This window comes from Mesorhizobium sp. Ca11 (genome assembly GCF_020165275.1).
In the GTDB taxonomy this organism is placed as follows: Bacteria; Pseudomonadota; Alphaproteobacteria; order Rhizobiales; family Rhizobiaceae; genus Mesorhizobium.
Map to the genome: position 1 here is coordinate 430,470 of NZ_JAIUHU010000003.1, position 24,393 is coordinate 454,862.

At 65.1% G+C, this 24,393-nt stretch carries 22 protein-coding genes, 1 tRNA gene and 1 pseudogene; 16 read left to right on the plus strand and 8 right to left on the minus strand.

Going from position 1 to position 24,393, the window contains the following annotated elements; all coding sequences use genetic code 11:
* The first annotated feature begins 164 nt into the window (after positions 1 to 164).
* A tRNA-Ser gene (locus tag LB538_RS08425) sits at positions 165 to 254 on the plus strand.
* Between the two features lie 7 nt (positions 255 to 261).
* On the opposite strand, the gene LB538_RS08430 is transcribed toward LB538_RS08425, so the two are convergent.
* The gene (locus LB538_RS08430) at positions 262 to 501 is read right to left on the minus strand and encodes a KTSC domain-containing protein (protein WP_224523998.1); all 240 of its coding nucleotides are present in this window, start codon (positions 499 to 501) and stop codon (positions 262 to 264) included.
* A gap of 95 nt (positions 502 to 596) precedes the next feature.
* Here LB538_RS08430 and LB538_RS08435 point away from each other — a divergent pair, with 95 nt between their 5' ends.
* The 3 genes from LB538_RS08435 to LB538_RS08445 all read left to right on the plus strand — a co-directional run bounded on the left by LB538_RS08435 (position 597) and on the right by LB538_RS08445 (position 2,957).
* Entirely contained in the window at positions 597 to 1,208 is a 612-nt protein-coding gene (locus tag LB538_RS08435; RefSeq protein WP_181174938.1) for an alpha-ketoglutarate-dependent dioxygenase AlkB, read from the plus strand.
* Between the two features lie 83 nt (positions 1,209 to 1,291).
* Positions 1,292 to 1,687 carry a hypothetical protein gene (locus LB538_RS08440; protein ID WP_224523997.1) on the plus strand — a complete coding sequence of 132 codons (396 nt, stop codon included), beginning with the start codon at positions 1,292 to 1,294 and terminating at the stop codon, positions 1,685 to 1,687.
* A 79-nt stretch (positions 1,688 to 1,766) separates the two neighbouring features.
* Positions 1,767 to 2,957 carry an NADH-quinone oxidoreductase subunit D gene (locus LB538_RS08445; protein ID WP_224523995.1) on the plus strand — a complete coding sequence of 397 codons (1,191 nt, stop codon included), beginning with the start codon at positions 1,767 to 1,769 and terminating at the stop codon, positions 2,955 to 2,957.
* Positions 2,958 to 3,034: 77 nt separating this feature from the next.
* On the opposite strand, the gene LB538_RS08450 is transcribed toward LB538_RS08445, so the two are convergent.
* The 4 genes from LB538_RS08450 to LB538_RS08465 form a co-directional block, all read right to left on the minus strand.
* Entirely contained in the window at positions 3,035 to 3,469 is a 435-nt protein-coding gene (locus LB538_RS08450; RefSeq protein ID WP_095766690.1) for a hypothetical protein, read from the minus strand.
* Positions 3,470 to 3,991: 522 nt separating this feature from the next.
* The gene (locus LB538_RS08455) at positions 3,992 to 4,783 is read right to left on the minus strand and encodes a sugar isomerase domain-containing protein (protein WP_224523994.1); all 792 of its coding nucleotides are present in this window, start codon (positions 4,781 to 4,783) and stop codon (positions 3,992 to 3,994) included.
* A 22-nt stretch (positions 4,784 to 4,805) separates the two neighbouring features.
* On the minus strand, positions 4,806 to 5,573 hold the full coding sequence (locus tag LB538_RS08460) for a GntR family transcriptional regulator (protein ID WP_224523993.1): 768 nt from the start codon (positions 5,571 to 5,573) through the stop codon (positions 4,806 to 4,808).
* Entirely contained in the window at positions 5,570 to 6,442 is an 873-nt protein-coding gene (locus LB538_RS08465; RefSeq protein ID WP_224523992.1) for an ROK family protein, read from the minus strand. The genes LB538_RS08460 and LB538_RS08465 overlap by 4 nt, the downstream gene beginning before the upstream one ends.
* Positions 6,443 to 6,721: 279 nt before the next feature.
* Between LB538_RS08465 and LB538_RS08470 the strand changes: the two genes are divergently transcribed.
* From LB538_RS08470 to LB538_RS08480, 3 genes are read left to right on the plus strand one after another with little or no spacing between them, the layout of a single operon-like run.
* Positions 6,722 to 8,014, plus strand: coding sequence for an ABC transporter substrate-binding protein (locus tag LB538_RS08470; protein WP_224523991.1), 1,293 nt, complete (start codon positions 6,722 to 6,724; stop codon positions 8,012 to 8,014).
* A gap of 38 nt (positions 8,015 to 8,052) precedes the next feature.
* Positions 8,053 to 8,943, plus strand: a complete 891-nt coding sequence (locus LB538_RS08475) for a carbohydrate ABC transporter permease (RefSeq protein WP_224523990.1) — start codon at positions 8,053 to 8,055, stop codon at positions 8,941 to 8,943.
* Positions 8,940 to 9,800 (plus strand): carbohydrate ABC transporter permease, encoded by an 861-nt coding sequence (locus LB538_RS08480; RefSeq protein ID WP_224523989.1) that lies wholly within the window; start codon positions 8,940 to 8,942, stop codon positions 9,798 to 9,800. The genes LB538_RS08475 and LB538_RS08480 overlap by 4 nt, the downstream gene beginning before the upstream one ends.
* A 14-nt stretch (positions 9,801 to 9,814) precedes the next feature.
* Here LB538_RS08480 and LB538_RS08485 read toward each other — a convergent pair whose 3' ends face one another.
* A complete protein-coding gene (locus LB538_RS08485; protein WP_224524634.1) occupies positions 9,815 to 10,405 on the minus strand; it encodes a hypothetical protein in 591 nt (196 codons plus the stop codon).
* 83 nt (positions 10,406 to 10,488) lie between these two features.
* Positions 10,489 to 11,673, minus strand: a pseudogene (locus LB538_RS08490) (Gfo/Idh/MocA family protein).
* A gap of 191 nt (positions 11,674 to 11,864) precedes the next feature.
* Between LB538_RS08490 and LB538_RS08495 the strand changes: the two are divergent.
* The 9 genes from LB538_RS08495 (at position 11,865) to LB538_RS08535 (ending at position 21,707) form a co-directional block, all read left to right on the plus strand.
* A complete protein-coding gene (locus tag LB538_RS08495) occupies positions 11,865 to 12,764 on the plus strand; it encodes a MurR/RpiR family transcriptional regulator (RefSeq protein WP_224523987.1) in 900 nt (299 codons plus the stop codon).
* A gap of 195 nt (positions 12,765 to 12,959) precedes the next feature.
* Positions 12,960 to 13,742, plus strand: coding sequence for an SDR family oxidoreductase (locus LB538_RS08500; RefSeq protein ID WP_224523985.1), 783 nt, complete (start codon positions 12,960 to 12,962; stop codon positions 13,740 to 13,742).
* 2 nt (positions 13,743 to 13,744) lie between these two features.
* The gene (locus tag LB538_RS08505; protein ID WP_224524632.1) at positions 13,745 to 15,274 is read left to right on the plus strand and encodes a mannitol dehydrogenase family protein; all 1,530 of its coding nucleotides are present in this window, start codon (positions 13,745 to 13,747) and stop codon (positions 15,272 to 15,274) included.
* A 19-nt stretch (positions 15,275 to 15,293) separates the two neighbouring features.
* Entirely contained in the window at positions 15,294 to 16,205 is a 912-nt protein-coding gene (locus tag LB538_RS08510) for a sugar phosphate isomerase/epimerase family protein (protein ID WP_224523982.1), read from the plus strand.
* Positions 16,206 to 16,258: 53 nt separating this feature from the next.
* A complete protein-coding gene (locus LB538_RS08515; protein ID WP_411908997.1) occupies positions 16,259 to 17,311 on the plus strand; it encodes an ABC transporter substrate-binding protein in 1,053 nt (350 codons plus the stop codon).
* Between the two features lie 229 nt (positions 17,312 to 17,540).
* Positions 17,541 to 19,085 (plus strand): sugar ABC transporter ATP-binding protein, encoded by a 1,545-nt coding sequence (locus LB538_RS08520; protein WP_224523977.1) that lies wholly within the window; start codon positions 17,541 to 17,543, stop codon positions 19,083 to 19,085.
* The gene (locus LB538_RS08525; RefSeq protein ID WP_224523973.1) at positions 19,082 to 20,068 is read left to right on the plus strand and encodes an ABC transporter permease; all 987 of its coding nucleotides are present in this window, start codon (positions 19,082 to 19,084) and stop codon (positions 20,066 to 20,068) included. Before LB538_RS08520 ends, LB538_RS08525 begins: the two co-directional genes overlap by 4 nt.
* Complete coding sequence (locus LB538_RS08530; RefSeq protein WP_224523971.1) at positions 20,065 to 21,051, plus strand: ABC transporter permease; 987 nt, start codon at positions 20,065 to 20,067, stop codon at positions 21,049 to 21,051. The genes LB538_RS08525 and LB538_RS08530 overlap by 4 nt, the downstream gene beginning before the upstream one ends.
* Before the next feature lie 152 nt (positions 21,052 to 21,203).
* On the plus strand, positions 21,204 to 21,707 hold the full coding sequence (locus LB538_RS08535; RefSeq protein WP_224523969.1) for a hypothetical protein: 504 nt from the start codon (positions 21,204 to 21,206) through the stop codon (positions 21,705 to 21,707).
* Positions 21,708 to 21,796: 89 nt separating this feature from the next.
* On the opposite strand, the gene LB538_RS08540 is transcribed toward LB538_RS08535, so the two are convergent.
* Positions 21,797 to 24,393: nitrate reductase (locus LB538_RS08540; protein WP_224685820.1), on the minus strand; the 2,597-nt coding region annotated here is incomplete at its 5' end.

A 24,393-nucleotide genomic window follows, 5' to 3' on the forward strand; every position in this document is an offset into this window, starting at 1 on the left:
TTAGGATCGACTAGATGAGCCCCGCGCCTGTTTGCCTAGACGGCTAGCGGTGCCGGGAAGGGTTGCCTGCCGGTTGAGGGCACACCAGATATCCGTTGAGGACTTCCCATGGGAGCATCTCCCCAACCCGCGCGGCAAAACCGGCCGACGCGAGATGCCAAGACGGAGAGGTGGCCGAGTGGTTGAAGGCGCACGCCTGGAAAGTGTGTTTACGGGAAACCGTAACGCGGGTTCGAATCCCGCTCTCTCCGCCATTTAACTTCATTGATTTCTATATTTTTCGGAGCAGGCCGAGCCTTCATGCTCGACCAGGTGATATCTGAAACGGTCGCGCACGAATTCGTTGAAGAACTGCCCTTTTGAGAAGGCCGCCTTGAAAGCCGTGTAGACCTCGGGTCCTACGTCCTCATAGTCATAGCGCTTGCCGGTCGGGACGAACCATACCGAGAGGACCCGCCTCGACGGATCGTAATGGATAGCCCGGATCGCGGTGGAAGGCATGTGCCGCCTCCTGCTTCCAACGCTTAATTCTTCGTGCGCCGCGAGGTTCCGCCGTGCCGGCTTGCACAAGGGGCCCGATTGCCTATCTGAGCCGCATGACATCATTGAAAAACCGGGCTGCCGGCGACGCTTTCCAGGGCGATCTGTTCGGTGGGCCTGCAAGCCAGCCACCCATGCCCGCAGGCTTCTCCTACCAGCCGGATCTGATTGCCCGCGACGAAGAACACGAGCTGGTCCGTCATATCCGGGGCCTGCCCTTCAAGCCGTTCGATTTCCACGGCCATCTTGCCAACAGGCAGGTCATCGGCTTCGGCTTGCGCTACGATTACGAACGCCGCCAGGTCGTCGAAGCGCCGCCCATACCGGACTTCCTGCTGCCGCTTCGCGCCAAGGTCGCCGCTTTTGCGTGCATCCCCGCAACAGAGTTCGCGCAAGTGCTGATCAACGAATATCGCCCGGGCGCGGGGATAGGCTGGCATCGGGACAAGCCGCATTTCGAGCTGGTCGCCGGCGTTTCCCTGCTGGCGTCCTGCAGCTTCCGGCTGCGCCGCAAGAACGGCGCGGCGTGGGACCGTGAAACGATCGAGGTCGAGCCCAGATCGCTCTACCTCATGGCAGGGCCGGCCAGGCACGAGTGGGAGCACAGCATTCCGCCAGTCGAACGCCATCGCTATTCGGTGACGTTGCGGACAATGCGGGCTCTTTAAGCAGCCGCGCCGGCGATTATCCGGGAACCATCGCCGGGCGCCTGGGTTGTGTCGTCAGGTTTTCCAGATGGAAAGGAAAGACGATGCGCATGTTGACGATGGTCCTGACGCTGTCGGCAATGGCATTGGCGCAACCCGCTTCCGCTCAACGCGTCGATCCGCAGCCGCCGCAAGCGACGCCCCCTGCCCAGGAACCCATCCCCGGCCAGCCGCAGCCCGGCCAGGACGATGCCGCCCAGAACGTCACCAACATCGTCGTGGTGGCGATGGAGGACCTGCCCTCGGAAGTGAAGGCGCAGGCCGAAGCCATAGTCACCAGGACGACCGCCAAGGAACTGGCCAAGCTGCAGAACTCGGTCGACGCCTCGCCCGAGGCGACGTCGGTTCTGCATGCGAACGGACTGAATTCCTCGCAGGTCGTTGCCGCCAACATCGACGGTGACGGCACGCTGACGCTGATCATCCAAACGACGGCTTGACCTTTGGGGGCATGACGCAGCCGAACGGCGGCCGACGGGCCGCGGTTCGCCTTCGATCCTCACTCTTGCGGAGGCTGTCATGACCGAAGCCGCGGTCCGCAACTTCATGCTCAACTTCGGGCCGCAGCACCCGTCGGCGCATGGCGTGCTCAGGCTGGTGCTGGAACTGGACGGCGAGATCGTCGACCGCGCCGATCCGCATATCGGCCTGCTCCATCGCGGCACCGAGAAGCTGATCGAATACAAGAACTATCTGCAGGCCCTGCCTTATTTCGATCGACTCGACTACGTCGCGCCGATGAACCAGGAGCATGCCTTCTGCCTTGCCGCCGAAAAGCTGCTCGAGCTGTCCGTTCCCCGGCGCGGCCAACTGATCCGCGTGCTGTTTTGCGAGATCGGGCGGCTCTTGTCGCATCTTCTCAACGTCACCACGCAGGCCATGGATATCGGCGCCCTGACGCCGCCGCTATGGGGTTTCGCCGAACGCGAGAAGCTGATGGTGTTTTATGAACGCGCCTCAGGCGCGCGTATGCACGCGAACTATTTCCGCGTCGGCGGCGTCCACCAGGACCTGCCGGAAAAGCTGCTCGACGACATCTGGGATTTCTGCGATCCGTTCCTGAAGGTCTGCGACAATCTCGAGGGCCTGCTCACCGACAATCGCATCTTCAAGCAGCGCAATGTCGACGTCGGCGTGATCTCGCTCGACGACGCCTGGGGCATGGGCTTCTCCGGCCCCATGGTGCGCGGCGCGGGCGCCGCCTGGGATCTGCGCAAGGCGCAGCCCTATGAATGCTATCCCGAAATGGATTTCGATATCCCCATAGGCAAGCACGGCGACTGTTACGATCGCTATCTGGTGCGCATGGAAGAGATGCGCCAGTCGGTGCGGATCATGCGGCAGTGCCTGGAAAAGCTGCGCTCATCCGATGGCCGGGGCCCGGTCGCGGTGCCCAACCAGAAGATCACGCCTCCGTCGCGCGCCACCATGAAGCGCTCGATGGAAGCGACCATCCATCATTTCAAGCTTTATACCGAAGGCCACCGCGTGCCGCCCGGAGAGGTCTATGCCGCTGTCGAGGCGCCGAAAGGCGAGTTCGGCGTCTATCTGGTCTCGGACGGCAGCAACGTTCCCTACCGCTGCAAGATACGCGCGCCATCCTTCGCCCATCTCCAGGCGATGGATTTCCTGTCGCGCGGGCACATGGTGGCCGATGTCGCGGCGATCATCGGCTCGCTCGACATCGTGTTCGGCGAGATCGATCGCTGACGCGGAGGAGAGCCCGGCGCCTCTCCTTCGTCTGCGTCAATCAGCGAGCCCGACGCGATCCCGCCGACGGACCCGCTCTAGCGCATGAACACCGCTCTCAGCCACGCAAGAATGCCGGCGCCCGGGGAGATCGCCGCCCGCACGCGCGAGGCCGCCCAGCGGGCCGGCATGTTGGCGCCGACATGGCAATGGCAGACGACTTCATGCAGCTGCCAGTCGCTCATTTCGAAGAAGCGCTTGGCTTCGCCGTAAGTGTCGTCCCGCAGGCCTTGCGCGCGGAAGATCGGATCCTCGAAAGCGATGGTGATCGCCGAGCCGTCGATACGCATTCTTTGGCGCACATCGGCTGAGGCGTATTCGGTGCCCGCCAGCGCCGTGAGGCGGCGGCCGGGATTTTGTTCAAGAAGCTGCGCCCAGCGCTCAAGACGCTGACCGCGATTGGCGATGAGAGCCGGTGCTTCGGTATGAACGTCGGCAACGGCGTTGATCTGATCAAGGGTTTGGTGCTTCACGGCCGTCTCCTGTGTCGGCAGATGGCCCCCGTCCACAACGGGATTTAAGGCGCCGACCGACGCCGGCAAGAGCCGAAATAGGCAGGTGGAATCATTTGATCATTGTCTGCCGCCGTCGCACGCCGCGATCGTGTTGGAACCATCCGCGGGCGTGGCCGTTCTGCCAGCTTGCGCCGCCGATCGCTCCAGACGAAGCGTCCGAATGCAGCGGTCACCTCCATCAGTTCAGGTCGGGCAGGACATCCCCGTTTTTGGGATTCGCAGCAGGCCTTGCCAAGGCATCGAACGGAAGGAAAACGCGATGGCCATTCTCCCCAATCCGGACCCATCTCCCACGCCCGTGCCCACGCCGCCGCCCATCCCGGAACCGAAACCGGTGCGCGAACCGGAGCCGGACCGGCTGCCCGACGAGGAGCCGATCCCCAATCCCGATGAGAATGACGCACCGCCCAGGCATTCCGCAACCAGGCGGCGCCGAATTTGAGCGACTCGCGGGAGGCGCCTGATGCGCCTCCCGCCTGATCATTCCCCGCGCATCGTCGCCTGGAAGGTCGGCAGGTGCTTCTTCTGCGCCTCGATCATGCGTTCGCGGTAGACGCCGTAGATGACGTCGGTGTCGTGCAGCGTCACGCCCGCAATGGTCGGCGAGGCGAAGACCGGCAGCTCGATGCCGCGCTTCGACAATTGCTCGGCCGTGCGGGCGAGCAACTCATGCGCCATGATCATCGCCAGCACCGTCGACGAGCCCGACACCGGGCGGCTCCAGCCTTCGATCGGCACCACCGCGTCCTCGATCGGCGAGCAGGTGTCGATGACGAGGTCGGCGGCGTCCGCCAGCCGCTTGCCGGAGGAATGCGTGGCTGGCTTGTCGAGATTGTTCTTGCTGGTGACCGCGACGACGAAGATGCTGCGCTTCTTGGCATAGAGCGCGGTGTCGATGCCGGAGGAATTGCGGCCGCTATGGCCGAAGATGATGATGGAATCGCCCGTGTTCAGCGGCTGATGGTCGAGGAACTTCTCGGCATATTTCTCGGTCCGCTCCAGCCACAAAAGCTCGCGCACGCCGCCTGCGCCGAGCACGTTGTGCCACATCACGCGCGGGTCGGTCAGCGGATTGAAGCCGACGAAGCTGCCATAGCGCGGAAACATCTCCTGCGCCGGCAGCACCGAATGGCCCGAGCCGTAGAGATGGACCAGCCCGCCATTTTGCAGCGTGTCGGCGAAGCGGCTCGCCGCCTGGCCGAAGGCTTCTTCATTGGCCTTCGATGCCTGTTCGAGGAGGGCGGCGAGACGGGGGATGTAGAGATCGGACACTTCGGTACTCCTGTTGATCGTGTCAGCTTCTGGTGTTTGGGAGACGGCCGGCGCGCAGCGTCGAGCGTATCTCGTAGCGGTCGCCGCGCATGACCGAGACGGTGAATTCGAACGGGCCGCGCTCGTCGATGGTGATGCGCTCGACGACGAAGGCGGGACTGCCCGCGGGCAGGTCGAGCAGCTCGGCGTCGGCGGCGCTGACCGCGCCGACGCGGTAGTTCTCGCGCGCCTCGGCCGGCACGATGCCGTACTGACGCTCCAGCGCCTCGTAGAGCGAGCCCTTGAGCAGGCCGGCATCGAGAAAGCCCGGCACGCGCGCGGCCGCCAGTTGCGCCGTCTGGATGCCGATCGGCTCGTTGTTGCCCAGCCTCAATCGCCGGATCCGCACGACAGGATCGCCCTCCTCGATCTCCAGCGCGCCGGCCGCCGCCGCATTCGCCGTCGTCAGGCTGCAGTCGAGCAGGCGCGAGCCGGCGACCACGCCGATATTGCCCATCTCCTGGGTGAAGGAGGTGAGCTCGCGCGTGCCGGCGACCAGCGTCGCCGAGCGCACGAAAGTGCCCCTCCCATGCTCGCGCCTGAGCAGTCCGCTTTCCTCAAGATTGCGCAGCGCGTGGCGAAGCGTGATGCGGCTGACGCCGAATAGCGCGCAGAGCCTGTCCTCGGCCGGGATCTGGTCGCCGGTCGCCCACTCGCCGCTCTTGACGATGGCGCGGATCGCCTCCTCGACCTGATACCAGAGCGGCTCCGGTCGCCTGCGGTCCGGCTGCTGAAAGCTCGCTTCGCTCATCGGATCTGCCTCCACCCGCTTCCCGCATGTCCGGCAAGCGCAGCACCGACCAGGCCGGCGCGGGAGCCGAACAATCCAGGCCTAAGTTCGATGCCGCGCAGATGCGGCGGCAATTGACGCCGTAGCGCCGCAAGCAATGGCGGCGCAATCACATCTAGCGCATCGGCCAGGCCGCCCGAGACCAGGATGACTCCTGGATCGAGCAACCCGACCGCGCCGGCCAGCGCCGTGCCGAGTTGGCGCGCCGGCACCTCGAGCAGGGTCTGCGCGGCAAGCTGGCCTGCTTTGGCGGCGGCGATCAGCTGGCGGCTGTCGGCCAGTCCGATCTGTGCGGCAAGGGCGTCCAGCGCACGGCCGGAGGCGACACGTTCCAGCCAGCCGCTGCGATCCTCGCCGTGGTCCCTGACGTCGGCGCTGGCCCAGCCGAAGGAACAGGCGCCGCCATGCGCGCCGGCGACGATGCCGCCATTGGCCAGCACCGCCGAGCCGATGCCGGTGCCGATCGCAAGCAGGATCGCATCGGAAACACCCTTGGCCGCGCCGTGCGCCGCTTCCGCGAGCAGCGCGATCTGCGCGTCATTGCCGACCGCCACGCGAAGGTCGGGAAACAGCGCCGCGACGTCGACGCCGTCGAGCCAAGGCAGATTCGGTATCCAGCGGCATGCGGAGCCCTCGACAAGTCCCGGCACGGCCAGCCCGAGCGCTTCGGCCTCGCCTGCGGCCGCAAGCGTGCGGACGCGCGTCACGAACGCGTCGAGGCTCGCCGGCGCCGACTCACGGACCTGGGGCACAAGTTCGCCGATATCGCCCGTATGGAACGCGGCGCGCAGATTGGTGCCGCCGAGATCGATGGCGAGAACCCGTGTCATGTATGGCGGCTCCGGTCAGCATTTTTTCAGATGTCATTATAACGACATGATGCCGCTCGCAAGAGCCGCAAAGACGTCGACGGCTACCTATTGATCGGCGATCGGCCAGGAAACCGCATCTCATCCTTTTGATTTATTACGTAATCTGACTGGATCGACATCATCGAGTTTTTCATCTGCAAGCATGATCCGCACGTCCATGTGCGAGGGGGCTTGCACCTTTGCTCAAACTTGTCATAACGTCATCTACTCTGGTCATGGCTTATGTGGAGGACGCCGATGTCGCTTGCCTGGATCTCGAAGCTTGGATTCGCCGCGGGGCTTATTGCGCTGCCCGCGACCGGCTGGGCGCAATCGGTCAACATCTCCTACCTGACGCATTGGTCGCCGGAGACGGTGGCGCTGCTCGAAGCGGCGGCCAAGGATTTTTCCAAGGAGCACCCGGATGTCGCCGTCACCGTGCGTGCGGTTCCCTTCGGCGATCTCTTGACCACGCTGCGCTCGCAGGGCGGCTCGTCCGATGGTCCGACGATCGGCGGTATCTACGATCTGTGGCTGCCGGAACTGGCAAAGGACAAGCTCGTCGCCCCCGCTCCCGATGCGGTGGCAGCCGAGGTGAAGAGCGCCTGGCCGGCGGGCGTCGTCAGCGCCGCCTCGGTCGGCGGGACGCTCTACGGCATTCCGAACGAGATCGACGTCTACGCGCTGAACTACAACAAGGAACTGTTCAAGGAAGCGGGCATCGCCGCTCCGCCCAAAACCTGGGCCGAACTCAAGGATGCCGCCGCGAAGCTGACCGACAAGGCCAAGGGCCAGCAGGGCTTCGGCATGATCAACTCATGGGCGGCGGGCGTGGTCCATCCTTTCGCCTCGCTGCTCGTCTCCAATGGTGGCAACCTGGTCAAGGACCGCAAGCCGGCGCTGGACAGTCCCCAGGCCGGCGAAACCTTCGCGCTCTATGAAGACTTGATAAAGTCCGGCGCGAGCAATCCGGCGATGGCAACGGCGGACGCCAACACCACGGGCCCGTTCCTCGACAATTTCGTCTCCGGCAAGACCGGCATGATCATCATGGCCAACTGGTGGGAAAGCGCGCTGAAGACCGGCATGGGCGACAAGTTCGCAAACATCGCCACCGCTCCCATCCCTGTCGGCCCGAGCGGCGACAAGCCGCATTCGATTTCCTATTCCTGGATGACCGTCGTCAACGCCAAGGCCGGCGAGGCCGAGCAGAAGGCGGCCTGGGAGTTCCTCGCCTGGCTGAACAGCCCGAAGTCGGGCAAGAACGGCGCCTCGGCCATGTCCGACATATTGATGTCGATGGGCATCCTGCCGTCACGCACCTCCGACATTGAGGCGCATAAGGACAAGCTCGGCTCCGAATTCCTGTCCGGCTACGTCTCGGTTCTTGCCGATGCGCGCCCCTTTCCTGTCGTGCTCGGTGGCCAGGAATTCTCGGAATCCCTGCAGCAGACGCTCGAGGCGTTGCAGTATGGCCAGGTCTCGGCCAAGGATGCGCAGGCGAATGCGCAGGCCGACGCCACGTCGATCCTGGAGCGCGCGGCGAAATAAGCTCGGGTCTTTGACCCGGAGCCATCGGAAGCAGGTGAATGGCCAAAGCTTTTCGTGCCTCGGCGGGCATCATGCTTGCGCCCGCCGTGACATTGATCGGCGTGTTCGTGCTGCTGCCGATGCTGCTGACCGTCTGGCTGTCCTGCCAGGACTGGTCGACGCAGACGCCCTTTTCCGAGGCGAGCTTCACCGGTCTCGGCAATTTCCAGGAAATCTTCGGCCCGACCTCGGTCGGCCGTGATTTCAAGACGGCGCTGCTCAACACTACGGTCTACACCGCGCTGTCCGTCGTTCTCATCCTGCCGCTGTCGGTCGTCTTCGGCCTGCTGGTCTACCAGCGCGAAATCGCCGGCGGCACGGCGCTGCGCACGGTGCTGTTTTCGACCTACATGGTGCCGATGATCGCGGTCGCGCTGGTCTGGTCGAAGCTTTATTCCCCGAGCGAGGGTCCGCTCAACCAGTTGCTTGGGCTGGTCGGCATCGGCCCGCAACCCTGGCTCTCCTCGCCGCGCTCGGCGCTGATCTCGATCGTGCTCCTCAATGTCTGGCAGCAGGTCGGCTATTTCACGGTGCTCGCCATCGCCGGACTGACGCAGATCCCCGGCAGCCTCTATGAGGCTGCGACGCTCGACGGCGCCAACGGACGCGAGCAGTTCCGATTCATAACCCTGCCCTTGCTTCGCCGCACGCTTCTGTTCAGCGCGGTCATTGCCATCATCAATGCGGTGCAGGTATTCGAGCCGGTGGCGCTGATCACGCAAGGCGGACCGGTCGGCTCGACCAACGTGCTCACCTACCACATCCGCCGCGTCGGCATCGAACGCGCGCAGGGCGGGCTGGGCTCGGCCATGGCGGTGATGCTGATGCTGTCGCTGATCGTCTGCGTCTCGGCGCTGTTTGCCTTTGCCAATCGCAAGGACAGCGAATGAGCGTGACTGCCCGATCACTGTCCCTTAGGCGCCCTTCGGGCCGCAAGGCGCTGCTTGCCACCGCAATGCTTCTGGTCGCGGTTGCCTCCGCCTTTCCCCTTGCTTGGATGGTGCTCTCCAGCCTGAAGACGCCGGCCGAGACCATGCACGTGCCGCCGGTCTGGATCCCGCGTACGCCGACGCTCGAGGCCTACGAAAAGGTCGCCGGCGTCATCAATGTCGGGCGCTCCATGTGGAATTCGCTTGTTATCGCCACAGTCACCACGGCGGGCATCCTCGTCACCAGCATGATGGCCGGCTACGCCTTCGCCAAATACTCCTTCCCCGGCCGCTCATTGCTCTTCTCTGTGCTGATCGCCACCATGTTCCTGCCGCCGATCGTGACGCTGATCCCGCTCTACCGCATGGTCGGCTCGCTGGGCTTGAGCGCCAGTCTGGCCGGTATCATCGTGCCCAACCTCGCCAACGCCTTCGGCATCTTCCTGATGCGCCAGTTCATCGCCGGCGTGCCGGACGAGTTGATCGATGCCGCGCGCATGGACGGCGCGTCCGAGCTCCTCATCCTGTTCAAGATCGTGGCGCCGAGCGTCGCGCCGGCGATCGCGGCGCTCGCGCTCTTCGCCTTCGTCTATCACTGGAACAGCTATTTGTGGCCGCTCACCGTGCTGCAGGGCAATGCCGACGCCTACCCGATCGTCATCAGCCTCAGCCGGCTGCTCAGCTACAACCGCGGCGCCGTCAACACCGGCCTGGTGATGGCCGGCGCCACGCTCGCCGTGCTGCCGCCGCTCATCCTCTTCGTCTTCCTGCAGCGCTTCTTCGTCGATTCGATCGTGGGATCGGCGATCAAGGGATAGCTTGCGAGAGTCGCTCAGCCAGCCTCATCGACATTCGGCAATTCAAGCGCGGAACGCAGTAAGCCGCGATCCCGGCGGTAGAGAGTAGAATATGTGATCGGCTCCAACAAATCGGTGTGAGGCCGGAAATCCGCGATGCGCTTGTTGAAGGGTATGGTCCCGCAGCCTGGAACCAGACAATCCCGATTTCCCTTCGGACAGCGGTTGAAGGAGCAAAGCCGGCCAAGGTAACGGTCAGTGCCGGGCTCGAACAGGAAGACGTCGAGCTGATGGTCAGCGACACTGATGCCAAGCCCGGCCTCGAACGCCTGCCGCAGCGCCGCGGCGCCCTTACGGCGCAACTCGCCAAGCCGGTGTTGCGAGTCGACCCAGACAGCGAGGTCGAGGTCGCTGCATTCATGCCAAACTTCGATACGCGCGCGGCGGAAGTCGCTGAACCTCGGAATCTCCTTCCAGAGTGGTTTTGCCACTGATCCTATGACAGCGATCGCCTCGATCTCGGGGAACGCCATCCAGGACTGCGTGACGACATCGGCAGCTTGGCGGAATTCGCGCTGGCGCCGCAGGAGGTAACGGTTCTGCTCTTCGATCTGCGCGCGCTTCATGGTTAACCGAGGCAGCTTCATCCAACTGCGTTTGCGGCCATCGGAGACTGAGTTCGGCAAAGCCGTCAAGAGTGCGACTGTCCTCACCCAAACCTCGCCGCCGTCCAAGCTCCTCCCGCCGCGTTCGACTCCACCGCGGCGGCGACAAACTTCACGCCGCGCGCGCCGTCGACGACATCGGGTACCTGCGCCGCGCGCGCGGCATCAACCGCACCGCCCGATCGATGCGCGCGAATAATCTCGGCGGCGTCGCGGTAGAAATTGGCGAAGGCCTCGATATAGCCTTCCGGATGCGCCGCCGGCATGCGCGAGACGCGCCGGGCTTCCGCCGTCGAGCCATTGCCCCCGCGCACCAGGGTGCGGGTTTCCTCGCCATAGGGCGAGAAGCGCAGTTCCTCCGGCCGCGATCCAAACCATTCGAGCCCGGCCTTCTCGCCATAGATGCGCACCGAAAGGTCGTTGTAGTGGCCGGGCGAGGTCTGGCTGGCGAGGATCGTGCCCCGCGCCCCGCCCGCCCAGCGCAGCAGCACATGCGCGTTGTCGTCGAGCCGCCGTCCCGGCACGGCGGTGAAGAGGTCAGCGGAAACCGCCTCGGCCTCGAAGCCGGAGACGAAGCTTGCCAGGTTAAAAGCATGTACGCCGATATCGGCGAGCACCGCCGACTGTCCGGCGCGCGCCGGATCGGTGCGCCATTCCGCCTGCTTCTGGCCCTCGGCGTCGATCGGCCTGGTCAGCCAGTCCTGGATTTAGGCGCCATGCACCGAAACGATCCGGCCGAGCTCGCCCGCCGCCACCATTTCGCGCGCCTGGCGGACCATGGCGTAGCCGGTATTGTTGAGCGTGATGACGAAGCGGCGCTGCTTCGCTTTTGTCAGCGCCACCAGCGCCTCCGCCTCGGCAAGCGTCGTCGACAGCGGCTTGTCGCAAATGACGTCGATGCCGGCCTCGAGGAACGCCGTGGCGATCGGCGCGTGCAGATGGTTGGGCGTGACGATAACGACCGCCTCGATGCCATCGGCCCGCGCCGCTTCGGCCTTCGCCATGGCGCGGTAGTCGGCATAGCTGCGCTCCGGCGCGATGCCGATCTCCGCGGCGGAGGCGGCTGCGTTCTCCGGATCGGAGGACAGCGCACCGGCGACCAGCGCGATCTGGTCGTCGAGCCGCATCGCCAGCCGGTGCACGGCGCCGATGAAGGCGTTGCGGCCGCCTCCGACCATGCCGACCCGCAGGCGTTGACGCGAGGTTCCGTCGGCAGTTGCATAGACCATGACTGCGATTCTCCCAAGGTTCGGCATGCCGGCCGGCGCGGATGTTTTCGAAATGATATTTCTATTTTTTGTTTTGTAAAACGATTGTGCCGCGTTAGCTTTTTAACCCTAGGGACCAGGCGATCGGGCGCTTCCGGAGGACAGGATCCGATGACGCATCCGACGGTTGGGTCACGATGAGGCATATTTCTATGAGCGGCCATCGCGGAGCGGCTGACGAACCGTTCACAGATAGTCTGGAGACGGCGGCAAGAAAACGGAGCCGTTCGCTGGCAGCACTTGGCTACACGAAACCGCAAACCTACGAGGAATTGCGGGCGGTGCTTGCGTCGGGGACTGTGCATTTCCCGAAACGTCTTCGCCAGGTGGCGATCTTTCTCTGGCAGCATCCGAGCGAGGTGGCGCTTGGCACGATCGCGCAGGTGGCGGACCAGGCCGGCGTGCAGCCTTCGACCCTGGTGCGCTTCGCCCAGATCTTCGGCTATTCGGGCTTTTCCGATTTCCAGCTCCTGTTCAAGGACCGCATGAAAGGCTCCTGGCCGGACACGCAAGGCGGCCAGGACAAGGCCGCGGAGCCGAACGCCAACCTGCATTTCCTCAATGGCATGGTCGGTGCCTGCCAGGCCTCGCTCGGCCGCATCGGCAACGATCTCGATATCGCCGCTTTCGAGACGATGGTCGATCATCTGGCGGCGGCGGAGCTGATCTATGTCATCGGCAGCAAGCGCGCCTTCCCCGTCACCACCTATCTGTCGCTGACGCTCTCGCAGCAGGGCGTGCGCAACGTGCTGGTCGACAATGTCGGCTCGACCGCGCTCGACCAGGTCGGCTGCATCACGCCGCGCGACGCGGTGCTGGCCGTCTCCTTCAGCCCCTACAACTCGATCACGCCCGACCTCGTCGCCGTGGCGCATGAGCGCAAGGCGCGCATTCTCACCATCACCGACAGCACCTTTTCGCCGTTGGCAAAACTCTCCGACACCTGGCTGGAAGTGGTCGAGCAGGACTTTGGCGGCTTTCGCTCGCTTGCCGCCTCGCTCGCGGTCGGCATGGCATTGGTCCACGGCGTCGTCGCGCAGCGGACAGGCTGACAAGAGCAATTCCAGGAAAAGTGTGAGCGGTTAAGTTCGGCGTCTTCGCCGTAACCTTCCGTCCGGAATTGCGAAAGGCAGGCAGATAGGCCGTTCACCGGTTGCATGAAAACGGTGAACCGCTTTAGCACGATTGACTAAAGAGAACCGTCGTTCCATATTCGAAAAAATGGAAACTTTGTTCCGGGAGGAGGAATGGAGGTTCGTCTCGACGGCAAGGTGGTGCTGGTCACCGGCGCGACGCAAGGCATCGGCCGGGCGATCGCTGAGACGCTTGCTCGCTCCGGCGCCGCCGGACTGCTGATCACCGGGCGGGACCAGAAGCGTGGCAATGCTGTCACCGCCGAACTCTCGGCCATGGGCACTCCCGCCGCCTTCGCTGCTGCCGATCTCGGCGATCCCGAGGCCCCGGCGCGGCTGGCGCAAGCCTGCATCGACCTCTTCGGCCGCATCGACGGCCTGGTCAACGCCGCCGGCCTGACCGACCGCGCTTCCTTCGTCGATGCCACGCTCGACGACTGGGAATCGCTGTTTGCCGTCAACGCCCGCGCGCCCTTCTTCCTGATGCAGGCGGCAATCGCCGATATGAAGAAACGCGGACAGGGCGGCTCGATCGTCAACATCCTGTCGATCAACGCGCATTGCGGCTCGCCGGAGCTTGCCGTTTATTCCGCCACCAAGGGCGCGCTGGCGACGCTGACCAAGAACGCCGCCAATGCGCACCGCTTCGACCGCATCCGCGTCAACGGCATCAATGTCGGCTGGACCGACACGCCGGCCGAACGAGTCATGCAGGCCGAGACGCTCGGCCACGGTCCGGGCTGGCTCGACGCGGCCAATGCGACGCAACCCTTCGGCCGGCTGTTGTCCGTGACCGACATCGCCAATCTTGCCGTCTTCCTGCTTTCCGACGCGGCCGGCCCGATGACCGGCGCGCTGATCGACCAGGAACAATGGGTGATCGGAGCCAACCGGTGAGCGTGTCGCCGCCCGAAAATCTCGGCCCTGCCCTGCTCGGCCGCCTACCGTCGGAGGTCCGCACGCCGGCTTACGATCGCGCCGCGCTGAAGCCGGGCATCGCCCATATCGGCGTCGGCGCCTTCCACCGTTGCCATCAGGCCGAATACACCGACGATCTTCTGGCGAAGGATTTCGACCGCTGGGGACTGGTCGGCATCAACATCCGCCCTCCCCTGCTGGCCGGCACGCTGGGGCGCCAGGACGGTCTCTACACGCGGCTCATCCGTCAGAACGACGAGGTCGAGGCGCGCGTCATCGGCAGCATCGTTCGCGTCGTCGACAGCCAGGACAGCGCGGCGCCGGCGCTGGATGTGCTCGCCTCGGCCGACATCGCGACGGTCACCATGACGGTGACCGAGAAAGGCTATTGCCACATCCCCTCGATCGGCGCGCTCGACCTCGCCCATCCCGATATCGTGCACGACCTCGCCAATCCCGAGACGCCGCGCAGCGTGCCCGGCATCCTGGCGCGCGCGCTGGAATTGCGCATGGCCACGCATGGCAGGCCGGTGACGCTGCTCTCCTGTGACAACATCCCGACCAACGGCGTCATCCTCGGCAACGTCGTACGCACATTCGCCGAGCGGCGCAGCAGGAAGCTGGCGGACTGGATCGAAGCCTATGTCGCCTTCCCCTCGGCCATGGTCGACCGCATCGCGCCGGCGACGACCGAGGTCGATATCGACGCCGTCGAGCAGCGCTTCGGCTATCGCGACGACGCCGTGGTGGTGGGCGAGCGCTTCCGCCAATGGGTGGTCGAGAACCGCTTCGCCGGCCGAGTGCCCCGCTGGGACATTGTCGGCGCGACCTTCGTCGACGACGTTACGCCATTCGAGCACCTCAAGATGCGCGTGCTAAACGGTGCCCAGACGACGCTCAGCTATCTCGGAGTTTTGGGCGGCTTCGAGCACACGTTCGAGACCATCGCCGACCCAGTTCTGGCCCGTTTCGTCCGGCGCATGCTGACCGAGGAAACATTGCCGACACTGACGCCCGTGCCCGGCATTCAGCCGGCGGCCTATGTCGAGCAGAGCCTGTCGCGCCTCACCAACACGGCGATCCGACATCGCAACCACCAGATCGCCACCGACGGCTCGCAGAAGATCGTGCAGCGCCTGCTCAACCCGATCCGCGACCGGCTGGCGAAGGGCGGGAGCATCGCGCTTCTCTCGGTGCCGGTTGCCGGCTGGATGGCTTATCTGATCAAGGCTTCTGCCCGCTTCGGCCGCGCCTGGCAGGTGTCCGATCCTTTTGCCGACAAGATCGCCGCCATCGCCGACCGCCTCGGTGCGGACAGCAAAGCGCTCGTCGATTCGATCCTCGCCATCGACGCTATCTTCGACCCGGCCTTGGCCGCCAACGCCAAATTCCGTGCCCATGTCGCCGCCGGGCTCGATGGTTTGCTTTCGGGCGATCCGATGGGCTTTGTCGGACAGGTCTGCGCTGGGCCAACCGATGCGCGGTTGAAGCAGCCGGCGCGATCTGCATAGTTAGCAACCGGGAGGGATCATGAAGCTTGGACTGCTGACAGCACCGTTTCCCGACACGCCGCTCGGCGAAGTCGCCGACTGGGCGTGCTCGGCCGGCTTCGAGGCGCTGGAAATCGCCTGCTGGCCGAAGACTTCCGGCGCCAGCCGCCGCTACGCCGGCACCAGCCATATCGACGTGGACGTCCCGGCCGCTGAGGCCAAGGACATCGCGGACGAGCTCGCCGGCAAGGGCCTGGCCATCTCAGGTCTCGGCTTCTATCCCAATCCGCTCCATCCCGACCAAGCGCATCGCGAAGCAGTGATCGACCATCTGAAGAAGGTGATCGTGCTTGCCAGCCGCATGGGCGTGCCGCTCGTCAACACCTTCTGCGGCGGCGACGCTTCGAAGACCATCGATGCCAACTGGGAGGATGCGCAAAAAGTCTGGCCGGCGATCGTCGCCCACGCCCGCGGGCACGGCGTAAAACTCGCCTTCGAGAACTGCCCGATGATCTTCAGCTATGACGAATGGCCGGGCGGGCACAACATCGCCTACTCGCCCTATGTCTGGCGCCGCATCCTCGAAGCCTGGGGCGGCGATGTCGGCATGAACTTCGATCCTTCGCATCTCGTCTGGCAGATGATCGACAAGGAGCGCTTCATCCGCGAGTTCGGCGCAAACATGCTGCATGTGCATGCCAAGGACCTGATGATTGATCATGATGGATTGTACGAGCGCGGAATCCTTTCGGCTGGCATAGGTTGGCAGGTGCCGCGCATGCCGGGGCTTGGGGACATCGACTGGAGCAGGATTTTTTCGGGCCTGTATCGGGCCGGCTATGACGGGCCGGTCATCATCGAGCACGAGGACCGGCGCTTCGAAGGGACGGACGAAAAGGTCAAGCGCGGCTTCCTGCTGGCCCGCGACGTGCTGCGCCCCTTCATCAAATGACGAAAAGCTTGGCTCCGACTGAATCAGAGCCTGGAACCGAACTGAAAAGATCAATGTGGAGGAGTACTGAAATGAAAAGACATCTGACCGTGGCCTCGCTCCTTGCCGGCGCCGCGCTGCTTGCCTCGGCGGGCGCCTCGGCCGCCGCCGGCAAGTACACGATCGGCATTTCCAACACCGTGCAGGGCAATGGCTGGCGCGAGGAAATGATCTGCGCCATGAAGGCGCAGGCGCTCGCATCCGGCGAGGTGGCGAAGCTCAACATCGCCCATCGCAACACCGATGCCGCCGGCCAGCTCGAGGACATCCGCAACCTGATCAGCGCCAAGGTCGACGCCATCGTCGTCAACCCGGCCGATCCGGCAGGCATCAAGGCCGGTCTCGAGGAAGCGACAAAGGCCGGCATCGTCGTCGTCGCCGTCGACCAGGCGGTGACCGAGCCGTCCGCCTACATCATCTCCAACAACCAGGAACAATATGCCTATCTCGGCGCCAAGTGGCTGTTCCAGCAGATGGGCGGCAAGGGTGAGGTGCTCTACATGCGCGGCGCCGCCGGCGCTTCGGCCGACTCGGATCGCGACAAAGGCTTCAAGAAGGCGCTCGCCGAATTCCCCGACGTGAAGGTCGCGCAGGAAGTCTTCACCGGCTGGCAGCAGGATCAGGCCAAGCAGCAGATCCTGTCCTTTCTCGCCACCGGCACCCCGATCAACGGCATCTGGACCTCGGGCATCGACAACGTCATCGTCGACGCCCTGGTCGAGCAGCAGGCGCCGATGGTGCCTGTGGTCGGCGCCGACAATGCCGGCTTCGTCGGCCAGTTGAGCTCGGTCAAGGGCCTGGTGGGCGCGGCCGTCACCAATCCCGGTTCGATCGGCGGCGCCGGCGTGACGCTGGCGCTGCAGATCCTCGACGGCAAGAAGCCGGCGCAGCAGACCGTCCTGGTCGAGCCGCAGCTTTGGGAAAACGCCACCGACGAAGGCAAGGCCAAGCTGAAGAGCGTCGTCGACCCCTCGCTCAGCCCCGAATGGCCTGTCTCGATCTCGATCCCGGATTGGACGACCTACACCAAGGATCAGATCATCGCCTGCAAGGGCCCAGGCGAATAAGCGACGAGACGCCTTTCTGCCTTCTCCCCCTTGTGGGAGAAGGTGGATCGGCGCGCAGCGCCGAGACGGATGAGGGGTATTCCAGGGAACGCCAACGTCTCACTCCGCTGGAGCACCCCTCATCCGTCGCCTTCGGCGACACCTTCTCCCACAAGGGGAGAAGGAGGAGGTCAGCCGCGGCCTGCATCGGTTTTTGGAACGAGAACCACACGATTTGACAACAAACCCGTTGCCGCGAAGCCCTCTCCTCGACGCCTCCGGCGTAGCGAAGAACTATGGTGCGGTTGCCGCGCTGCGCAACGCCTCGCTGTCCGTGTTGCCGGGCGAGGTGCATGCGCTGATGGGCGCCAACGGCGCCGGCAAGTCTACGCTGGTGAAGATCCTGACGGGGGCGATCAAGGCAGACGCCGGCCGCATCCTGATCCGCGGCCAGCAGCTCGATGTCCGCTCGCCCGCCGCCGCCCGCCGCGCCGGCCTGCTGCCGGTCTACCAGGAACCCTCGCTGATCCCCGACCTCGATGTCCTATCCAATCTGCGGCTCACCGGCACGCCGGTCGAGCCGTTCCGCGCCTGGGTGCGCGAGCTCGGCATTCCCGACCTCGATATCCGCGAGACGGCGCGTCATATCCCCTTGGCCATCCTGCGCGTGCTCGACTTGGCGCGCGCGCTCGCCGTCGAGCCCGACGTGCTTCTTCTCGACGAGATGACCGCCGCACTACCGGCGAACCTCGCTGAGAAAGTGCTTGAAGTCGTGCGCCGCCAGGGCGACGCCGGCCGCTCCGTCATCTTCATCTCGCACCGTTTCGTCGAGATCTCCGCGCTCTGCGACCGCGCCACCGTGCTGCGCGACGGCGCAACTGTCGGCGTCGTCGACATCGAGCCGGGCATCGAGGAAAGAATAGTCGAGATGATGCTCGGCACCCGCATCGAGAAGACGCGCGTCGCCGCGCGCGCGGCGAATGAAGGGGCGGTTGCCGGCGACGGTCGTCCGCGATTGTCGGTCCGCAACCTGCAGCTAGGCACCAAGCTCAACGACGTCTCCTTCGATCTCGCCAATGGCGAGGTCGCCGGCGTCTTTGCACTCGAAGGTCAAGGCCAGGACGAGCTCTTCGCCGCGCTTGCCGGCTCGATCCGTCCGACCGGCGGCAGCATCGACGTCGACGGCGCGCCGGTCAAATTCTCGCATCCGAGCGACGCCATCCAGGCCGGCATCGCCTATGTGCCGGGCGACCGCGCCGAGGCCTTGGCCATGCAGCGTTCGGTGCGCGAGAACATCGCGCTGCCCTTCAGCGCGGCGCCGCGCAAATGGGGCCCGATCCGCATGCGCCGCGAGCAGGTGGTGGTTTCCGGCGCCATCGGCAGGTTGCAGATCGACACCCGCGCCCAGGGCGAAGTGCAGCGCCTGTCCGGCGGCAACCAGCAGAAGGTGACCATCGCCCGCTGGATCGCCGCCAACGCCCGCACTATCCTTTGCTTCGACCCGACGCGCGGCATCGATGTCGGCACCAAGCAGGAGATCTACAAGCTGCTGCGCGAGCTTGCCGGCCAGGGCAAGTCGGTGCTGTTCTACACATCCGAGATGGAAGAGGTGCAGCGTGTCTGCGACCGCGTGATCGTCATCTTCGGCGGCCGCGTCGTCGACACTTTCCCGGTCGAAGACGCCGACGAAGCGGCATTGATGCGGGCCGCCTACGGCCTGCCGCGCGGCGCCAGGGCGGATGTCGGCATCCTTGCCGAGGTCAAACCTGGTTCCAGCGCCGAGGCCGCGTCATGAGCCGCTTCTTGCGAAACCAGGGCTGGGTGGCAGGCCTGTTCGCCCTGCTGATCTTTGTCTTCGTCGTCACCAAGCTGATCCAGCCGGGCTATGGCAGCGGCGACTTCGGTTCGCTGGCGCGGGCGGTTCTGCCCTACGCCTTTGCCGTCGCGGCCCAGACCGTCGTCGTCATCGCCGGCGGCATCGATCTGTCGGTCGCCGCCATGATGGCGCTGACCAGCGTGACCGCTGCCTCGATGATGAACGGCGCCGGCGAGGAATATGCATTGTTCGTCGTGCCCTTCGTGCTGGCCATGGGGCTGGTGCTCGGCGCGCTGAACGGCGTCCTCATCGTCATCACGCGGGTGCCCGACATTGTCGTCACCTTGGCCATGCTGTTCGTGCTGCAGGGCGCGGCGCTGCTGGTGCTTGGTGCGCCCGGCGGCGCCGCCGCCGAGTGGCTGAAGGCCAGCGTCATCGGCACCGCGCCCATCCCCGGCCTGCCGGACTGGGCCGACGCCTGGGTGCCGAAAGCCCTGGTGCTGCTCGTCGTCTGCCTCTGCATCGTGTGGATTCCGCTCAGGCGCTCGCGGCTTGGCCTCTCCATCTATGCCATCGGCAGCGACGAACTCGCCGCCTTTCGCAGCGGCGTGCCGGTGGCGCGCACCAGGATCGTCGCCTATGCGCTCTCCGGCCTGTTCGCCGCGATGGGCGGATTGTCTCTCACCATCAGCACCGGCATTGGCGCGCCCATTCCCGGGCCTTATCTGCTCGCCAGCGTCGCCGCCGTCGTGCTGGGCGGCGTCGCGCTCGGCGGCGGCAAGGGCGGCCTGCTCGGGCCGATCATCGCCGTCTTCGTGCTGCGGCTGGTGCGCACCGATCTGACGCTTCTGGCCATCGATCCGAACGTTACCGCCATCATCGAAGGCGCGATCATGGTCGCGGTCGTGATGTTCGGCGCCTTCATCACCATCCGCGGCCGTCCGGTGGGAGCAACGCCATGACTGACATCGCGACCATGCCCCAGCCGGTCTCGTTCGGCCGCCGCTTGAAGCGCTTCATGGCGGACCGGCCGCTCATCCCGCTGATCATCCTTTTGATCATCCTCGTGGCGATCCTGCAGGTCCTGCGTCCGGGCATCGTCAACGAGCGCTGGATCGCCAACACGGCGAAGTTCGCCATCCCGCTGGCGATCCTCGCCGGCTGCCAGACCATGACGATGCTGACCGGCGGCATCGACCTTTCGGTCGGCACCGTGGCGACGATGAGCGCCTTCATCATGGCGACGCAAATCGTCAACCAGGATCCCGCGGTGGCTTTCCTGCTGGCCATGCTGCCTGCCGTGCTGATCGGCCTCGTCAACGGCATCGGCGTCGGCGTGTTTCGGGTGCATCCGCTGATCATGACGCTGGGCACCAGCCTGATAGGCACCGGCTTCCTGCAGGTCTACCAGCGCACCGTGATCGCGTCCGGCGCCAGGATTCCCGATTTCCTCAACTGGCTGGGCACCGGCCTCACCTACGGCTTTCCCAACGCGCTCTTCCTGTTCGTGCCGGTGGCGGTGCTGATCGTCTTCATGCTGAACCGCACCGGCTTCGGCCGCCTGCTCTATGCCGTCGGCGACAATGAACGCGCCGCGCGCCTGTCAGGCGTCCGCTACTGGCAGGTGATCACGGCGCTCTATGTCCTCTCCAGCCTGCTCGCCGGCATCACCGGCCTGCTCTATATAGGCCTGATCAAGGCGCCATCGCTGTCGCTCGCCGAGCCGCTGGTGCTGCCTTCGGTGGCGGCGGCCGTCATCGGCGGCACCTCGATCTTCGGCGGTCGCGGCGGCTACACGGGCACCATCGTCGGCGCGCTGATCCTGACGGTGCTGACGACGCTGCTCACCATCCTGCAGATACCCGAAGGCGGCCGCCGCATACTCTTCGGCTTCATCGTGCTGTTCGTGACGGCGGCATATTTGAGGATCATCGAGGACCGGTAGTATTTGAGCTAAGGCATGTCGCGCAAAAGTGCGCAGCGGTTTTGCTGCAACGACATGCATAAAATAAGGATTTAAAGTGCGTCGCCCGAATCCGTTTTCGGGCGACGCACTTTAAGGCGGCTCATCCCTGTCGCATCGGAGAGGCACCCCTGATGGCCGAGCGTTCGCGTGCTGCTGCAAACAGTCCCGCCGACGATGACCCTCGTCTTGCGTTCATCTACCAGGAGGCGGTGAGAGGTCTCACCCATCAGCAGACCGTGGTGGAGAACATGAGCACCCGCGCCGGGAGCCTGATCTTCGCCACAGCATTCGCGAATTCGCTGCTCGGCGGCGCGGCCCTTTCCGATGGGCTCGGGCTTTGGGAATGGATTGCGGTGTTCCTGCTGTTCAGCATCGGCGGGCTCATCGTCTTTATGCTTTGGCCCTATCACCAATACTCATTCCGCTTCGATCCGGAAGAACTGCTGCATCAATATGTCGATGGCGACGGGCCGGCATCGATGTCGGCGATGCACCGCGCCCTTGCTCTTCGCATCAAGGCGGACATGGCCGCCAACTGGCGAATCATCCAGCGCCTGCGCGTGGCTCTGCAGATCGCGCTGCTCTTTCTGCTGCTCGACATTCTGGCCTGGCTCTTGGCGATCGCGAGCGTCTGAGCCAAAACCGCGCTGTAGCCTTATGCGGGACCAGTGCAGAAAGACCCGGAGTAGAACGTTTCGATGCCGGCGACGGCGACACGCATGGGTTACTCGGCAGCCTGCACACGGCGGGCGTCGATGATCGCCCTGATCTCCGAGCGGCATGAGCCGCAATTGGTGCCCGCGCGCAGCGTCGAGCCGATCGCTTCGAGGCTGTCGCATCCCGAGGCGACCGCCGAAGCGAGCTGGTTGGCGCCGACATGGAAGCAGGCGCACACGACGCGCCCGATCGCAGGCATGGGCACCGGCGAGCGACCGGACAGAAGCGCGTGCCTGTCTGTAGCCGAGAGCGGCTGGCGCGTGGCGAGCAACGACACCAGCCAGTCGCGCATGGGCAACTGGTCCGGAGCGGCGACCAGCAGGGCTTCGGCCATGGCGCCGCCTTCGTCGATGGCGGCGGCGCGATAGGCGAGCCCGCGACGGTCGGTGTATTCCAGGAGCTGATCCCGTCGCTGCGCGCCGAGCAGCTTGCGCGCCAGGAGAATGCCCTGGTCCGGCGGCTCGGTTCCGGTGAGCTCGTAAACCCATCCGCCCTCGACGGCATGCCGGCTCCAATGGACGAAACCGGTCGGCCTGAGATCGCGCCGCGTGATGAGCACACCCGCCCAGCCAGCCTCTTCCCGCGCGATCCTGGCGGGGACATGCTTGAGCTCCGGCTGGCCGGAATGCGGATCGGTGACCGGTGAGGACAAGAGGCCGGCTGCTGCCCTGGCCGCGAACTGGCCGCTCCAATGCATGGGCATGAAGGCTTGGCCGCGCCGCTGTGCGTCGGCCACGCGCACCCTGGCGCGGACAAAGCCGAAGCGGGTTGAAAGATGAGCGAGATCGCCATCCTTGAGCTGATGCGCGGCCGCGTCCGCCGGATTAAGATCGACCGCGGGCTCCGGCGCATTCGCCATCAAACGCGGCACGTTTCCGGTGCGCGTCATGGTGTGCCACTGGTCGCGCAGCCGGCCGGTGTTCAGGGCAAGCGGATAGTCCGCGTCGACCGTGAAGGCCGTCGCCTCCTGCCGCACCGGCACGAAACGCGCGCGGCCGTCTTGTGTCGGGAAACGGCCGTCGGCGAACAATCTCATCTGGTGGCCGCCTCGCTCCGACGCGGGCCAATGGCGCGGCACGAAGGCGGAATAATCTTCATCGCTGAGATCAGCCACGCCGCCAAGGTCGAACAGACGCTTGCCGTCGTTCTCAAAGGCGGAGAGTGCTGCATGCTCGCGGAAGATCGCGGCCGGCGTCCGGTAGGCGAAGGCCTCGCCAAAGCCCATGCGCGCGGCGACCTCGCAGATGATACGCCAGTCGGCTTTCGCCTCGCCGGGCGGCGGCAGGAACGGCCGCTGGCGCGAGAGGCGCCGTTCCGAATTGGTGACCGTACCGTCCTTCTCACCCCAGGCGGCGGCCGGCAGCAGCACGTCGGCATAGCGCGTGGTGTCGGTGCGGGTCACATCCGAGACGGCGACGAAATCGCATTTGGACAACGCAGCGCGCACACGCGAAGCGTCGGGCATCGAGACTGCGGGATTGGTGCCCATGACCCACAAGGCCTTGACGCGGCCGTCCGCGACCGCCTGGAACATGTCCACGGCTTTCAAGCCGCCGCGCCGCGCGGCGTTTGGCGCATTCCAGAAGCGGGAAACCCGGTCGATATTGGCCTCGTCCCCGAAATCCATGTGCGCGGCGAGCTGGTTGGCCAGCCCTCCGACCTCGCGCCCACCCATGGCGTTCGGCTGCCCGGTGACCGAGAACGGCCCCATGCCGGGCCTGCCGATGCGGCCGGTGGCGAGATGGCAGTTGATTATGGCGTTGACCTTGTCGGTCCCGTGCGCCGACTGGTTGACGCCTTGGCTGTAGACGGTCACCGCTCGCTCGGTCTCGACGAAGAGATCATAGAAGGCCTGGACGTCGGCTGCCGCCAGCCCGCAGCCCTTTGCCACGCGCGCGACCGACGGCGCATCGGCACCGGCCAAGGAAGCTGCGGCATCAAAGCCCGAGGTACTCTCGCGGATGAAATCGGCATCGATCTTTCCGGCCTGCATGAGATGCGCAAGCAGCCCGTTGAACAGCAGCACATCCGTGCCCGGATCGAGCGCCAGATGCAGGTCGCATTCGTCGGCGGTTGCGGTGCGGCGCGGGTCGATGACGACGATCCTGGTTCCGCGTTCCTTTCGCGCCGCGAGCATGCGCAGATAGAGCACCGGATGGCACCATGCGGTGTTGGAGCCGGTGAGCACGATGAGGTCGGCGCACTCGAAATCCTCATAGACACCGGGAACGAGGTCCTCGCCGAAAGCGCGGCGATGACCGGCGACGGACGACGCCATGCAGAGCCGTGAATTGGTGTCGATATTGGCCGAGCCGATGAAGCCCTTCATCAGCTTGTTGGCGACGTAATAGTCCTCGGTGAGCAACTGGCCGGAGACATAGAAGGCGACAGAGTCCGGGCCGTGCTCGGCTACAGCCTGCGAGAATTTCGCGGCCACAAGGTCGAGCGCTTCGTCCCAGCTCGCCGGCCTGCCGCCGATTTCCGGTTGCAGCAAGCGGCCTTCGAGGCCGAGCGTCTCGCCGAGAGCCGAACCCTTCGAGCAGAGCTTGCCGAAATTGGCCGGATGATCGGGGTCGCCGCGGACGGTCGTCGTGCCGTCCGCGG

What these genes read in the sequence shown, in the direction of transcription:
- LB538_RS08535 (WP_224523969.1), top strand. Translation starts at nt 21,204, where the DNA reads ATGGCCGAGCGTTCGCGTGCTGCTGCAAACAGTCCCGCCGACGATGAC.
- LB538_RS08445 (WP_224523995.1), top strand. Translation starts at nt 1,767, where the DNA reads ATGACCGAAGCCGCGGTCCGCAACTTCATGCTCAACTTCGGGCCGCAG.
- LB538_RS08480 (WP_224523989.1), top strand. Translation starts at nt 8,940, where the DNA reads ATGAGCGTGACTGCCCGATCACTGTCCCTTAGGCGCCCTTCGGGCCGC.
- LB538_RS08510 (WP_224523982.1), top strand. Translation starts at nt 15,294, where the DNA reads ATGAAGCTTGGACTGCTGACAGCACCGTTTCCCGACACGCCGCTCGGC.
- LB538_RS08485 (WP_224524634.1), bottom strand. Translation starts at nt 10,405, where the DNA reads ATGAAGCGCGCGCAGATCGAAGAGCAGAACCGTTACCTCCTGCGGCGC.
- LB538_RS08500 (WP_224523985.1), top strand. Translation starts at nt 12,960, where the DNA reads ATGGAGGTTCGTCTCGACGGCAAGGTGGTGCTGGTCACCGGCGCGACG.
- LB538_RS08460 (WP_224523993.1), bottom strand. Translation starts at nt 5,573, where the DNA reads ATGAGCGAAGCGAGCTTTCAGCAGCCGGACCGCAGGCGACCGGAGCCG.
- LB538_RS08515 (WP_411908997.1), top strand. Translation starts at nt 16,259, where the DNA reads ATGTGGAGGAGTACTGAAATGAAAAGACATCTGACCGTGGCCTCGCTC.
- LB538_RS08470 (WP_224523991.1), top strand. Translation starts at nt 6,722, where the DNA reads ATGTCGCTTGCCTGGATCTCGAAGCTTGGATTCGCCGCGGGGCTTATT.
- LB538_RS08440 (WP_224523997.1), top strand. Translation starts at nt 1,292, where the DNA reads ATGCGCATGTTGACGATGGTCCTGACGCTGTCGGCAATGGCATTGGCG.
- LB538_RS08495 (WP_224523987.1), top strand. Translation starts at nt 11,865, where the DNA reads ATGAGCGGCCATCGCGGAGCGGCTGACGAACCGTTCACAGATAGTCTG.
- LB538_RS08525 (WP_224523973.1), top strand. Translation starts at nt 19,082, where the DNA reads ATGAGCCGCTTCTTGCGAAACCAGGGCTGGGTGGCAGGCCTGTTCGCC.
- LB538_RS08435 (WP_181174938.1), top strand. Translation starts at nt 597, where the DNA reads ATGACATCATTGAAAAACCGGGCTGCCGGCGACGCTTTCCAGGGCGAT.
- LB538_RS08530 (WP_224523971.1), top strand. Translation starts at nt 20,065, where the DNA reads ATGACTGACATCGCGACCATGCCCCAGCCGGTCTCGTTCGGCCGCCGC.
- LB538_RS08475 (WP_224523990.1), top strand. Translation starts at nt 8,053, where the DNA reads ATGGCCAAAGCTTTTCGTGCCTCGGCGGGCATCATGCTTGCGCCCGCC.
- LB538_RS08430 (WP_224523998.1), bottom strand. Translation starts at nt 501, where the DNA reads ATGCCTTCCACCGCGATCCGGGCTATCCATTACGATCCGTCGAGGCGG.
- LB538_RS08465 (WP_224523992.1), bottom strand. Translation starts at nt 6,442, where the DNA reads ATGACACGGGTTCTCGCCATCGATCTCGGCGGCACCAATCTGCGCGCC.